This window comes from Bacillus cabrialesii, from assembly GCF_004124315.2.
GTDB classification, from domain to species: Bacteria; Bacillota; Bacilli; order Bacillales; family Bacillaceae; genus Bacillus; species Bacillus cabrialesii.
Genome location: NZ_CP096889.1, coordinates 1,600,989 through 1,614,571 on the forward strand (window position 1 = coordinate 1,600,989; position 13,583 = coordinate 1,614,571).

Annotated in this window: 15 protein-coding genes; 11 read left to right on the forward strand and 4 right to left on the reverse strand. The window is 43.1% G+C overall.

The window, feature by feature from the left end:
• Position 1 precedes the first annotated feature (1 nt).
• Positions 2-1,228, reverse strand: coding sequence for a dipicolinic acid transporter SpoVV (gene spoVV, locus EFK13_RS08335; protein WP_129505792.1), 1,227 nt, complete (start codon positions 1,226-1,228; stop codon positions 2-4).
• Between the two features lie 179 nt (positions 1,229-1,407).
• Here spoVV and EFK13_RS08340 point away from each other — a divergent pair, with 179 nt between their 5' ends.
• Positions 1,408-2,190 (forward strand): patatin family protein, encoded by a 783-nt coding sequence (locus EFK13_RS08340; protein WP_129505791.1) that lies wholly within the window; start codon positions 1,408-1,410, stop codon positions 2,188-2,190.
• A gap of 1 nt (position 2,191) precedes the next feature.
• Positions 2,192-3,217, forward strand: a complete 1,026-nt coding sequence (ddcP, locus tag EFK13_RS08345) for a protease DdcP (RefSeq protein ID WP_129505790.1) — start codon at positions 2,192-2,194, stop codon at positions 3,215-3,217.
• 16 nt (positions 3,218-3,233) lie between these two features.
• Here the strand turns inward: ddcP and EFK13_RS08350 are convergent, their stop codons facing one another.
• Complete coding sequence (locus EFK13_RS08350; protein WP_129505789.1) at positions 3,234-4,481, reverse strand: nucleotidyltransferase; 1,248 nt, start codon at positions 4,479-4,481, stop codon at positions 3,234-3,236.
• Complete coding sequence (locus EFK13_RS08355; RefSeq protein WP_129505788.1) at positions 4,478-4,663, reverse strand: hypothetical protein; 186 nt, start codon at positions 4,661-4,663, stop codon at positions 4,478-4,480. The genes EFK13_RS08350 and EFK13_RS08355 overlap by 4 nt, the downstream gene beginning before the upstream one ends.
• Before the next feature lie 27 nt (positions 4,664-4,690).
• On the opposite strand from EFK13_RS08355, the gene EFK13_RS08360 reads away from it, so the two are divergent.
• From EFK13_RS08360 to gerR, 3 genes are all read left to right on the forward strand, one after another.
• Positions 4,691-5,209 carry a YceD family protein gene (locus EFK13_RS08360; RefSeq protein WP_129505787.1) on the forward strand — a complete coding sequence of 173 codons (519 nt, stop codon included), beginning with the start codon at positions 4,691-4,693 and terminating at the stop codon, positions 5,207-5,209.
• Between the two features lie 21 nt (positions 5,210-5,230).
• Positions 5,231-5,410 (forward strand): 50S ribosomal protein L32, encoded by a 180-nt coding sequence (gene rpmF / locus EFK13_RS08365; RefSeq protein ID WP_003154457.1) that lies wholly within the window; start codon positions 5,231-5,233, stop codon positions 5,408-5,410.
• A 145-nt stretch (positions 5,411-5,555) separates the two neighbouring features.
• Positions 5,556-6,137: a sporulation-specific transcriptional regulator GerR gene (gene gerR, locus EFK13_RS08370; protein ID WP_129505786.1), complete on the forward strand. Its 582-nt coding sequence runs from the start codon at positions 5,556-5,558 to the stop codon at positions 6,135-6,137.
• Positions 6,138-6,192: 55 nt separating this feature from the next.
• Here the strand turns inward: gerR and EFK13_RS08375 are convergent, their stop codons facing one another.
• The gene (locus EFK13_RS08375; RefSeq protein ID WP_064813685.1) at positions 6,193-6,675 is read right to left on the reverse strand and encodes an N-acetyltransferase; all 483 of its coding nucleotides are present in this window, start codon (positions 6,673-6,675) and stop codon (positions 6,193-6,195) included.
• A gap of 159 nt (positions 6,676-6,834) precedes the next feature.
• Here EFK13_RS08375 and EFK13_RS08380 point away from each other — a divergent pair, with 159 nt between their 5' ends.
• The 6 genes from EFK13_RS08380 to pbpB all read left to right on the forward strand — a co-directional run bounded on the left by EFK13_RS08380 (position 6,835) and on the right by pbpB (position 13,523).
• Positions 6,835-7,731 carry a 2-dehydropantoate 2-reductase gene (locus EFK13_RS08380; RefSeq protein ID WP_129505785.1) on the forward strand — a complete coding sequence of 299 codons (897 nt, stop codon included), beginning with the start codon at positions 6,835-6,837 and terminating at the stop codon, positions 7,729-7,731.
• Positions 7,732-7,801: 70 nt separating this feature from the next.
• A complete protein-coding gene (gene bshC / locus EFK13_RS08385; RefSeq protein ID WP_129505784.1) occupies positions 7,802-9,421 on the forward strand; it encodes a bacillithiol biosynthesis cysteine-adding enzyme BshC in 1,620 nt (539 codons plus the stop codon).
• Between the two features lie 125 nt (positions 9,422-9,546).
• Positions 9,547-9,978, forward strand: a complete 432-nt coding sequence (mraZ, locus tag EFK13_RS08390; protein WP_003221402.1) for a division/cell wall cluster transcriptional repressor MraZ — start codon at positions 9,547-9,549, stop codon at positions 9,976-9,978.
• 69 nt (positions 9,979-10,047) lie between these two features.
• Positions 10,048-10,983 carry a 16S rRNA (cytosine(1402)-N(4))-methyltransferase RsmH gene (gene rsmH / locus EFK13_RS08395; RefSeq protein ID WP_129505783.1) on the forward strand — a complete coding sequence of 312 codons (936 nt, stop codon included), beginning with the start codon at positions 10,048-10,050 and terminating at the stop codon, positions 10,981-10,983.
• Positions 10,984-11,022: 39 nt separating this feature from the next.
• Positions 11,023-11,376 carry a cell division protein FtsL gene (ftsL, locus tag EFK13_RS08400; RefSeq protein WP_129505782.1) on the forward strand — a complete coding sequence of 118 codons (354 nt, stop codon included), beginning with the start codon at positions 11,023-11,025 and terminating at the stop codon, positions 11,374-11,376.
• A gap of 5 nt (positions 11,377-11,381) precedes the next feature.
• On the forward strand, positions 11,382-13,523 hold the full coding sequence (gene pbpB / locus EFK13_RS08405; protein WP_455577875.1) for a penicillin-binding protein 2B: 2,142 nt from the start codon (positions 11,382-11,384) through the stop codon (positions 13,521-13,523).
• Positions 13,524-13,583 lie beyond the last annotated feature (60 nt).

The window sequence follows — 13,583 nt, forward strand, 5'->3', positions numbered from 1 at the left end:
CTCATCCTTTTTTTGTTCCGTTTGTCAGTCTGTAAGAAAAAATGATGATGTACGTAAACAGCGCGCATAATGTGACGGCAGGTCCAATCTGAACAAGCAGGTTCCAGCCGTTTATAAAAGCAGTTGGCATTTCGCCGCTATTAAGAGATTTGAATACATATCGGTACGGGTCATGCCATGCCGTGTAGAGCGGTTTCCATAAAAGCATGACGAAGACGGCTGCATAAACGCCCTGAAGCAAACGTGCGATAAAGAACGGTTTAAATCTGATATCGGTTTCCGATAAAATACCTGCCACCTGAGCTTGCACGGAAAATCCGCTAAACCCGAGAATAAAGCTGACGACAATGGCTTTTTGCAGAAGAGACACATCTGTCTCGCTGACGAGCTTGCTTCCTAACGTGATTTCAAACATTCCTGATAAAAGGGGAATGTCCAATTGAGCCGGAAGCTGAAACAAAGTCAGCGCGCCTTTTGTGAGAACAGACAGAACATCAGTCAGCTGAACGACCGACAACAGCCGGTTAAAGACAGAAAATAAAATAATAAAGCCGCCCACCATAAGAAGGGTTTGAACAGAAGACGTTACAGCGTCGCCTAAAATTTTGCCCAGGGGCCGTTTTTCCGCAAGTCTGGCGGTATGCAAAGCGTGTAAAGCATCTTTGATCGAAGGAAAAGGTATCGTTTTCTTCCTTCTGAGCTGCTGCTCTTCCTTGCGGCCGTAGGAACGCATCGTTAAACCGACAGCCAGATTCCCCAAATAGTGTGCAGAAGCCAATAAAATGCCCAATGATGCGTTTTGAAAGAAACCGACGGCAACAGCGCCAAAAATAAAGAGCGGGTTCGAAGAATTGGTAAACGACGCAAGCCGTTCTGCTTCTACTCTTGAAATTTGTTTTTCCTGCCGCAGACGGGCGGTGAGTTTTGCTCCCGCCGGGTTTCCTGATGCCATTCCCATAGCAAGAACGAAGCCGCCGACACCCGGTACGCGAAAGATCGGCCGCATAAAAGGCTCAAGCAAAACACCGACAAACCGCACAATGCCAAAACCGATTAAAAGTTCAGACAGAATAAAAAATGGCAGCAATGACGGAAACACAACCTCCCACCACATAGAAAGCCCGGTTTTAGAGGCTTCGAATGAGGCCTGCGGATGTGAGATGACAGTCGCTGTTAAAAAAAGAAAAAATGAAGCAATCAAAAGTGTATGAATCTTCGACAAGTTCATTCTTACCTCCCCGATGCTAAAAATGCCCAATGACATGTATATCATGATAAAATAATGTATGACACGAAATGGCCAAGCAGTACCTGTCCTCTTGATTCTTTGTACTAATATACGAGCATAGGGGTTCAGTTTAGACCATAGAATTCGATATAAGGGAATTCAGGCAGGAGGTTAACGTTTTGGCCAAACCTAAAATCGGGTTAGCGTTAGGATCGGGAGGGGCCAGGGGGCTCGCTCATCTCGGTGTGCTTTCCAGTTTACATAAGCACCAAATTGAAGTAGATATGATTGCGGGGAGCAGCATGGGCGCTTTGGTGGGCAGTTTTTATGCCGCCGGCCATGACGTGGCAACAATGAAAAAAGTCGCCAAAGCCTTTAAACGGCGGTTTTATGCTGATTATACGGTGCCCAGGCTCGGTTTTTTAAAAGGTGACCGCGTCAGGCAGCTTGTGCATGCTTATACATTCGGAAAACCGATCGAAGAGCTTCAAATCCCGCTGGGCATTGTTGCATGTGACTTACAGACGGGAGAAAAGATTGTGTTCCGTAAAGGATCGGTGTCAGATGCAGTGCGGGCCAGCATCAGCATACCGGGTATCTTTATTCCGCAGAGGCTGGATGGGCGCCTTCTTGTAGACGGCGCGGTCGTCGATCGAATTCCGGTTTCTGTTGTAAAAGACATGGGGGCTGATATTATCATCGCTTCGGATGTTTCCAGGGTTCGAAAAACGGAAACAGCAGTGCATATTTTTGATGTGATTATGCAAAGTATGGATATACTGCAAAATGAATTGGTGAGACATCAAACGATCGCCGCAGATATCATGATTCGCCCTTCTCTTGAAACATACAGCTCAAGCTCGTTTGCCAATATTGAAGCAATGATATCGGCAGGCGAGGAAGCCACAAACCGAACGATCAGCAAGATTAGAAAAGAAATAGAGAATTGGGAGGGCTCATAATTTGCTACGTAAAAAACATTTTAGCTGGATGCTTGTCATCCTCATTCTGATTGCCGTTTTATCATTTATAAAACTTCCATACTATATTACAAAACCGGGAGAAGCGACAGAGCTTGCTTCACTGATAAAAGTGGAGGGTGGCTACCCGGAAACAGGGAGTCTGTCCTTAATGACTGTCAAAGTGGGACCGGCTAATCCGTTTACATATGTGTGGGCAAAGATGCACCCTTATTATGAAATTGTTCCTGATGAGAGCATCAAGGAAGAAGGCGAATCAGATAAGGAGTATATGAAAAGGCAGCTCCAAATGATGCAAAGCTCGCAAGAAAACGCGGTTATAGCCGCCTATCAAAAGGCAGGAAAAAAAGTCAGCTATTCCTTTAACGGCATATATGCAAGCTCAGTCGTAGAAAACATGCCCGCAAAAGGGAAAATAGAAGTCGGTGATAAAATCATCAGCGCAGACGGCAAAACCTATCAGTCTGCTGAAAAGCTGATTGATTATATCAGCAGCAAAAAAGCGGGAGATAAAGTCAGATTAAAAATCGAAAGGGAAGAAAAAGAAAAGCGAGTCACCCTTACGTTAAAACAATTTCCTGAAGAGCCGGATCGGGCAGGAATCGGGGTTTCCCTCTATACGGACAGAAACGTGAAGGTAGAGCCTGATATCGATTTTGAAATAGAAAATATCGGCGGCCCGTCAGCAGGGTTAATGATGTCTCTGGAAATTTATAATCAGCTGACAAAAACAGATGAGACAAAAGGATACGATATCGCAGGAACAGGTACGATTGATGTTGACGGAAAAGTAGGCCCGATCGGCGGCATTGATCAAAAAGTCGTCGCCGCGGACAAAGCCGGAAAAGACATTTTCTTCGCACCTAATCAAAACGGCGCCAGCAATTCCGATTATAAAAACGCAGTAAAAACAGCAAAAGATATTGATTCAGATATGAAGATTGTGCCTGTTGATACGATGCAGGATGCGATTGATTATTTGAATAAGCTGAAGGCGAAAAGCACCTGATACTCAGGTGCTTTTTCTATCTGTTTAAAAAACGTTGTTCATCCTCGTCATATCGGATCGGCGCATGTCCATATTCCTGCAGGTCAAACTCGGTTCTCAGCGGTTCTTCTATCGGCAGGCTGTAGATTCTGCTTGCTTTTATGTCCAGATTGAGAGCGGGATGGGAGAAAGAAGACAGTTTGCTGACAAGCGGAACGGACAGCGTTTTTTTCTTTTCTGATAAATAAGCCTGTCCTTTTTTCGTCATGCCGAGAAGTCTGATATAAGGCACCTCTTCGTCATCAAGCAGCTTATGCATATCCTGTTTTTTCGTTCTGGTTAAAATGTGCGTGTTCATCCGCTGAAGTCTTGTCCACGTATAACGTTTCGTTTTCAGCAGCTCCATAAATTCCTGATAGGAGCTGGCTTTTCTGATCGAACGAAGAATTCTGTGCTCCAGGCCTTCCTCGACCTCGTATATTTGCTGTAATTCCTTTGCTGTTACAGTTGAAAGGCTGTATTTTAAGTAAGAAAAATAGCTTTCAGGTGTATGCCACAGTCCGAAAGATTTGCGGTAATGTGCTAATTCACACGCAGATGCAGCAGGAAGAAAATGAAGGCAGGCTTCAAGATTCTGTTCAATCATCGCTTTTCTGATGCTCGTGGCGCTTGCGATATGGTTTTCGCCTTCAGGAAGATCGGCATCATGATAGTCCGAGGAGATGCGCGCTGTCGTATATGGTTTCATCAAGTATCCCCCGGAAAGAATGGAAGTCACATAATGGTATCCCAAAATGTTATTAGGTTTTGATAAATCAAGTGCACTTTCGTTATGTAAAATCGAGCTGAAGGCGATAGCTGCCGCGGCTGGATAACTGGCACCCTTTTTAAGTTCTTCTTTCATACGCTGATCAAATGTATGTTTATGCTCATCAATAAGCTTTGCTGTTTTTAGAAACGGCTCAATATCACCGTTTTCACTCCCGAAAAACAGCGCTTCGCATCCAAGTTTGTTCAGGATGGAAACACTGCCGCGTGCAAAAATCTCCGCTTTTTGCACCGCGTAAAGATAAGGCAGTTCAATGACAAGATCGACTCCGCTTTGCAGTGCCATTTTGGTGCGGGCCCATTTTGACACTACAGCCGGTTCTCCGCGCTGTAAAAAATGTCCGCTCATCATCGCGACAGCCGTGTCGCATCCGGTTTGCCGCTTTGCAGTTTGGGCATGATAAAGGTGACCGTTATGAAAGGGATTATATTCAACCACCAATCCGACAGCTTTCATATTTTTTCCGCCTTTCTTGCTATGTTTAAAAACGTATGGTACATTTGCAAATGAAAACTCTTACGTCTTATTTTTATTTTAAGTGTATGCATCGCATATTCCGCTGTCAACGATACTTGAATGGCAGCATTATGCTGTAAAGAAAAAATATTGACAAAAACAATCTTAAAAGCTATAATCATGTTTGTTGCTTTCCTGAGGTGATACAAATGAAATGGACGATTTATCAGCTGCATCAAATGCCGAAACAAAGTTTTGAGTTTGATGAAACAGTTGAGTTAAACGAGCTGACAAAGCTGAATTCTGACATTCGCCGCATTTCTCCCGTCCGGGTGAAGGGCAGAGCGGATATCAAATCCAAACAGGTTTCGTTTGATTTTTCAATTTCAGGCGAAATGATTTTGCCATGCTCAAGAACACTCGTTGATGTTCCGTATCCATTTGAAATTTCAACAAAAGAACTGTTTATATTTCATCAGACGGATGATATAGAAGATGATGACGTTCACATTGTTGAGGACGATACTATCGACTTAACTCCGATCGTAAAAGAAGAAATTCTTTTAGAAATCCCTATGCAAATCTTTTGTGAATCTGAACAAGAAAAAGGAGCTGCTCCTCAAGAAGGAAAGGACTGGCAAGTCATTTCGGAGGAAGACAAGAAGAACCAAGTTGACCCGAGACTTGCAGCCCTCGAGAAGCTCTTAAAACAAGATGATGAATCTTAACTCTTTAAGGAGGTGGGAATAATGGCTGTACCTTTTAGAAGAACTTCTAAAATGAAGAAAAGATTGCGCCGTACACATTTCAAACTTAATGTACCTGGTATGACAGAATGTCCGTCATGCGGAGAGATGAAATTGTCTCACCGTGTATGCAAAGCATGCGGATCATACAACGGCAAAGACATAAATGTAAAAAGTAACTAATAAGAAAAGCGCAGGGTGAAAGCCCTGCGCTTTTTCTTTTTCTCTTCCTGTCAGCTTGCGGAAAATTTGTGAGTGCAAATAGTCTATCTAATCTATTACCGGCATATGTATGAGATAAATAAGCTGACATGGAGGGAGATTGAATTTGACCATTACAAGACAAGATGCTTGGACTCAGGATGAGGATTTGCTGCTGGCAGAAGTGGTGCTTCGTCATATTCGAGAGGGAGGAACACAGCTTTCCGCTTTTGAAGAGGTTGGAAGGGCGCTGACCAGAACCGCGGCAGCCTGTGGTTTCAGGTGGAACTCGTATGTGAGAAAACAATACCAGTCAGGAATAGAGCTTGCGAAAAAACAGAGGAAAGAACTGAGAAAGCAAATCGGCGTTCATTCGGTCAACATGCCGAATTCTGTGAAGCAGACTGCCGCGGCAGCGCCAGAAGGAAAACGAGATTTGTCCATTCAGGATGTCATTCAATTTCTCGAACAATTCAAAGAAACACCGTCTGCACAAGAATTTCAGCTCGAAAGAGAAAAAATGAAGGAACAAATCCAATCGCTGCAAAAAGAGCTGGAGGATTTACGGAGTGAAAATCAAACATTGAGAAACCAGCTAGAGATGACAGAAGAGGATTACAAGGCATTGATCGATATCATGGATCGGGCCAGAAAAATGGTTGTTTCAAAAGAAGACGGAAGAATGAAAAAGGCGGCTCAAGAAACGTAAGGAACGCCTGAAATGAACCGGCCCTAGAGTAAGAATAGGCCGGTTGTTTTTATTTCTATGCAGACTCTCCCGGTGTCATTTCTTGATCCATATCAGGATGCCAGATGAGCGGGTTTTCCCCTTTGTCCCGCGCCATATCATACTTAACAGTTTCAAAGTTCATTTTATTCCAAAATTCGGCTGATTTCATTCGCGGATTTGTCCGAATCGGCATTTTGAATGATTTAGCGAATTCAACCAACGCTGTCCCGTATCCTCTGTTCTGGTACCCTGGAAGAACCTCAAGCTTCCACAGCTCCAAATAATCCTGGCGATTGTCGAAATAAGGATTCGATTTGCCGTTAACTTGATATAGACTCATTCGCGCTACAAGTTTATCTCCGAAATAAATCCCGTAAAAAGGCGAAGTGCTGTCATTTTCAATAATATTCTCCTGAAGATCTTCAAGCATTGAAAGCTCCTGAATGCCGTATTCTTTGAATTTCTTGAATTCTTCAAGTGTTTTATAGTTGATGAGCAGACGTTCTACCTTTACCAATCCAATCTCCCCCTTTGTTGTTACTACATATATTGTAAACGCTTTATTTAAAAAATCCAAATATTTAAACTTTAATTTTAAACACACGGTATCTTTGAGAAGTAATTTCTTCGTACTTCTGCTATGATAATACGTAAATGTTAAATTGGGTGTGACATCATGAAAATTGGAATTGTCGGCGGAGGCTCCGTCGGTCTTTTATGCGCCTATTATTTGTCACTTCATCATGACGTGACTGTTGTGACGAGACGGAAAGAGCAGGCTGCGGCAATTCAGTCTGAAGGGATTCGGCTTTATAAAGGCGGAAAAGAATTCAGCGCTGATTGCAGTGCGGACACGAGCATCAATTCGGATTTTGATCTTCTTGTCGTGACAGTGAAGCAGCACCAGCTTCAGTCTGTTTTTCCATCGCTTAAACGGATCGGGAAAACAAATATATTATTTTTGCAAAACGGCATGGGCCATATCCACGACCTAAAAGACTGGCGCGCCAAGCATTCCATTTATGTTGGAATTGTTGAACACGGAGCTGTAAGAAAATCAGATACAGCTGTTGATCATACGGGCTTAGGTGCGATAAAATGGAGCGCGTTCGATGATGCTGAACCAGACCGGCTGAACATCTTGTTTCGGCATAGCCATTCGGATTTTCCGATTTATTATGAGACGGATTGGTACCGTCTGCTGACGGGCAAGCTGATTGTAAATGCGTGTATTAATCCTTTAACTGCGTTATTGCAGGTGAAAAATGGAGAACTGCTGACAACGCCAGCTTATCTGGCTTTTATGAGGCTGGTTTTTCAGGAGGCATGCCGCATTTTAAAACTTGAAAACGAAGAAAAGGCTTGGGAGCGGGTTCAGGCCGTTTGTGGGCAAACGAAAGAGAATCGTTCATCAATGCTGGTTGACGTCATTGGAGGCCGGCAGACGGAAGCTGACGCCATTATCGGATACTTATTGAAGGAAGCAAGTCTTCAAGGTCTTGATGCCGTCCACCTAGAGTTTTTATATGGCAGCATCAAAGCATTGGAGCGAAATACAAACAAAGTCTTTTGAGCTTTTTCGGTAACATGCTATACTCATTTCGGATCACTAACTATTTATTGGAGAAAGGAAGTTCTAGAAGATGCAGCTAACTGAACTTTCCATCAAAAATCAGAATGTGTTTGTACAGCACTATATAGATGGCAAAGAAGAAATGTCTTCTTTTTTTGATTACAGTATTCATCATAAGGACATGTGGCGCGAAAGACTGGAAGACTTATCTTCCCGGTTTTTCGCAAGAGAGGAATTGGCGGCGTACTTAACCTCTTACCATAATAAATTCGGTTCAAACGCGATGCAGTCTGCTATTGAGAAGCTGAAGGACCCGTCAAGTGCCGCTGTAGTCGGCGGACAGCAGGCCGGACTTTTAACAGGACCGCTTTACACCATACATAAAATCATTTCAATCATTGTTTTAGCAAAGCAACAAGAAAAGGAACTGCAAGTGCCTGTCATACCAATCTTCTGGGTGGCTGGAGAAGACCACGATTTGGATGAGATTAATTTTGTTCACACATCTGAAGAGAATGGGCCTGTGAAAAAAAAGCTGCCTCAGTCTTATTGGAAGAAATCATCAGCAGCGAGTACATCGCTTGATCAGGAAAAGTGTGCCGCGTGGATAGATGATATTTTTGCCGCTTTTGAAGAAACAGACCATACGAATTCACTTCTCGACAATGTGAAACGATGTTTAAGGGAATCTGTTACGTTCACCGACTTCTTTGAACTGTTGATCGCGGATCTGTTCCAAGAGGAGGGTTTGGTTTTATTGAATTCTGGAGATCCGGGAATCAAAAAGCTGGAAACGGCCATGTTCCAAAAGATTCTTCGGGAAAATGATAAACTCGCCAGCGCTGTTTCAGATCAGCAGGCCTTCATGCGTGAAGCAGGCTACAAACCGATTATCGAGTCTGGAAAAGAGCAGGCGAATCTGTTTTATGAATATGAAGAAGAACGCTTTTTAATTGAAAAAGACAACGGCCGTTTTGTCATCAATGAGCTCGATCTCGGATGGACGATGGATGAACTTTATACACATATGGAAGAACATCCTGAGCGCTTTAGCAATAATGTTGTGACGAGGCCGTTAATGCAGGAATACCTCATTCCGACTCTGGCATTTATCGCAGGGCCTGGCGAAATCAACTATTGGGGTGAGCTCAAACAGGCTTTTGCGGTGATGGGCTTTAAAATGCCGCCTGTGATGCCGAGGCTGAACATTACGATACTTGAACGCCATATTGAGAAAAAATTGCTGGAACGGAATATCTCATTACAAGATGCTATAGAACGCGGAACGGAGAATCAAAGAGAGACATACTTCGAGCGCCAGATACCGGAAGAGTTTACCGAGGTGATGGATCAGGCGAAGAGCCAAATTGAAGCGATTCACAAAACGGTCCGGCGGGAGGCGTTAAAGGTTGATCAAAGCATGGAGCCTTTACTCTTGAAGAACGCCGCTTTTATTCAGGATCAGCTTGAATTTTTAGAGCGTACGGTGACGAAGCGAATTGAAGAAAAAGAAGGCTACGTCTTGAAGGATTATGAGAGAATCCAAAATAGCATTAAGCCGCTCCTTGCACCGCAAGAACGAATTTGGAATATTATGTATTACCTGAACCGATATGGTCCAAAATTCTTCACATCATTCAAGAATCTGCCATTTTCTTTTCAAAATCAACATCAAGTTGTCAAACTTTGAAATAAAGTTTTAAAGAACCCTGAATAGTTCAGGGTTTTTTTTTATGTGTAAACAGTGTAAAATGAAGTTGTGGAGAGAAGTGGTGGATAGTGGTGAGTTAAGGAGAGAAAGTGGGGCAAGAGATCATGTTTATGGGTGAATATCAGCATACCATCGATGCGAAGGGCCGCATGATCGTACCCGCTAAATTCAGAGAAGGCCTCGGAGAGCAGTTTGTGCTGACCAGAGGGCTTGACCAATGTCTCTTCGGCTACCCTATGCACGAATGGAAACAAATTGAAGAAAAACTAAAAGCTCTTCCTCTCACTAAGAAAGATGCCCGCGCGTTTACCCGTTTCTTCTTTTCTGGGGCGACCGAATGCGAACTGGACAAGCAAGGCAGGGTAAATATTGCATCATCTCTATTGAATTACGCCAAACTGGAAAAAGAATGTGTTGTTATCGGGGTTTCTAATCGAATTGAATTGTGGAGTAAAGTAATTTGGGAACAATACACAGAAGAGCAAGAAGATTCATTTGCTGAAATTGCTGAAAACATGATTGGGTTTGATATATAATGATTCTTCGTGTATAACACTCTAAAAACAATTTCAATTCATCCTGATAAAAGGTGGGACCAACACAATATGTTTCAACACAAGACAGTACTTCTTCGAGAAACCGTAGACGGGCTCAATATTAAACCGGACGGTACATATGTAGACTGCACACTCGGCGGGGCTGGGCACAGTACATATTTATTGCAGCAGTTATCCGAAAAGGGGCGTTTAATCGCTTTCGACCAAGATGATACGGCATTACAGCATGCGAAAGAAACGCTGTCCGATTATAAAGGGCAGCTCATTCTGATGAAAAGTAATTTCAGGTATTTAAAAGAATGTTTGAATGAACAAGGCATTACAGAAGTAGACGGTATTTTATTTGATTTAGGGGTGTCTTCTCCGCAGCTGGATACACCGGAACGCGGATTCAGTTACCATCATGACGCACCGTTGGACATGAGGATGGACCAGTCGGCCACGCTTACGGCGAAAGAGGTCGTTAATGAATGGCGCTATGAGGATCTCGTCCGTATCTTCTTTAAATACGGCGAAGAGAAATTCAGCAAACAGATCGCCAGAAAAATTGAGGAGGCAAGAATCAAATCTCCTATTCAAACTACGGGCCAACTGGTCGATCTAATAAAAGACGCGATTCCCGCTCCAGCGAGAAGGAGCGGCGGACATCCCGCTAAACGCGTGTTTCAGGCAATCAGAATTGCCGTGAACGATGAACTTAAGGTGTTTGAAGAGGCTTTGGAGCAGGCAATTGAGGTGCTGAAGCCAGGAGGAAGGGTATCAGTCATTACCTTCCACTCGCTTGAAGACAGAATTTGCAAAACCACTTTTAAAGAAAAGTCGTCACTTCCGGAACTTCCTCCGGGTCTTCCTGTTATACCGGAAGAGTTTGAACCGGAGCTGAAGCTCATCACGCGAAAACCGATTACTGCATCTCAAGAAGAGCTTGAAGAAAACAACCGGGCTCGTTCTGCGAAGCTTCGGATTGCCGAAAAAAGAAAATAACGAAACGCGAACGCATAATTAAAAGGAGGTCATCAGCCTATGAGCAATTTAGCTTACCAACCAGAGAAACAGCAGCGGCATGCGATCAGTCCTGAGAAAAAAGTGATTGTCAAAAAAAGGGCTTCCATTACTCTCGGAGAAAAAGTGCTCCTTGTCCTCTTTGCTGCGGCGGTGCTCAGTGTATCGCTTTTGATCGTATCAAAGGCGTATGCTGCATATCAAACCAATATTGAGGTGCAAAAGCTTGAGGAGCAAATTTCATCCGAAAACAAGCAAATTGGTGACCTCGAAAAAAACGTTGCTGATTTAAGCAAACCGCAGCGTATTATGGACATTGCGAAAAAGAACGGCTTGAATTTAAAAGATAAAAAAGTGAAAAACATACAGGAATGATTCAAATGCCAAAAAAGAATAAATTTATGAATAGAGGAGCAGCGATTCTAAGTATTTGTTTCGCTCTCTTTTTCTTTGTCATCCTGGGGAGAATGGCATATATTCAAATAACCGGAAAAGCGGACGGCGAAGTGCTTGCGACAAAAGCGACAGAGCAGCATGAAAAGAAGCGAACCATCGAAGCAAGCCGCGGCTCGATTTTAGACCGAAAAGGAAAAGTGATTGCAGAGGACACAGCGACGTATAAGCTGATTGCGATTCTCGATAAAAAAATGACCACTGATAAAAAGCATCCTCAGCATGTCGTAAACAAAGAATCGACAGCGGAAGCCTTGTCTAAAGTAATAAAAATGGACAAGGCCGATATTCTTGATATCTTAAATAAGGATGTAAAACAAGTCGAGTTCGGCTCAGCGGGCCGGGATATTACGTATTCGCAAAAGCAAAAAATTGAAAAGCTGAAACTCCCGGGCATTTCATTTTTACGTGATACGAAACGGTACTATCCAAACGGTATTTTCGCATCCAATTTAATCGGCTATGCTGAGGTTGATCAAAAAACAAATGAAATTTCAGGCGCGATGGGATTAGAAAAAGTGCTGGACAATTATTTGAAGGAGCGGGACGGATATGTGACATATGAAAGCGACAAATCCGGCTGGGAGCTCCCGAACAGCAAAAATAAAATTACAGCGCCAAAAAATGGTGACAATGTATATTTAACCATTGACCAGAAAATTCAAACCTTTTTGGAAGACAGCATGACGAAAGTGGAGAAGAAGTATAATCCGAAAAAAATCATGGCCGCAGTCGTTGATCCGAAAACGGGCAAAGTGCTTGCCATGGGGCAGCGCCCAAGCTTTGATCCCAACACGCGTGATGTGACAAACTACTATAATGATTTGATTTCATATGCGTATGAACCTGGATCCACGATGAAGATCTTTACCCTTGCTGCTGCGATGCAGGAAAACGTGTTTAATGCGAATGAACAATATAAATCAGGTACATTTGAAGTTGGCGGGGAACCTGTAAGGGACCATAATAGAGGTATAGGCTGGGGGCCGACAACCTATCATGACGGCGTCCTAAGGTCGTCGAATGTTGCATTTGCGAAACTGGCGAAAGAAAAGCTGGGGTATGACCGCCTCAATCAATATTTACACAAGTTCAATTTTTATCAAAAAACAGATATTGATTTGCCTGGAGAAGTCTCCAGTAAAATCAACTTTAAATATGAATTTGATAAAGCGTCAACTGCATATGGCCAAGCGTCTGCTGTTACACCTATTCAGCAGCTTCAGGCCGCAACGGCAATTGCGAATGACGGCAAAATGATGAAACCTTATGTGATTGACCATATCGTTGATGCCGATAAAGATAAAACCGTCTATCAAAATAAGCCGGAATCAGCCGGAACCCCAATTTCTGCAAGCACGGCGAAAAAAGTGCGGGATATATTGGGAGAAGTCGTTACATCGAAGATCGGAACAGGGCAAGCTTATAAAATCGAAGGTTTTGATGTTGCTGGGAAAACAGGTACTGCGCAAATAGCCGGTAAAGGCGGATATTTAGATGGCACAGATAACTATATCTTTTCGTTTATGGGTATGGCACCAAAAGATGATCCTGAGCTTTTAATTTATGTTGCTGTACAGCAGCCGCAGTTAAAAGCAGGACAGAGCAGTTCAGACCCAGTATCAGAAATCTTCAACCCAACAATGAAAAACAGCCTGCACTACCTAAACATCGAACCAACTGAAAAATCTGACTCAGATAAGGAAGAAACAAAAGCGCAGACGATGCCTGATTTAACAGATCAAACCGTAACTACTGCTCAAAAGAAAGCAAAAGAAGAGAATCTTACACCGATTGTCATCGGCAGTGATGTCGCTGTAAAAGAACAGTATCCGAAAGCGGATGAGGAAGTTCTCACCAATCAGAAGGTTTTCCTAAAAACAGGCGGCAAAATCAAAATGCCTGATATGACAGGGTGGTCGAGAAGAGAGGTTCTTCAATACGGCGAGCTCGCGGGAATTCATATTGAAGTAAACGGGCAAGGCTACGCTGTCAGCCAAAGCGTTAAGAAGGACAAAGAAATCAAAGACAAAACCGTAATCAAGGTTAAGTTTAAAAATCCTGATTAAAAAGAAAGCTTGCGTTATGCAGGCTTTCTTTTTTTTTATACCTACAGAGGAGCATCGTTC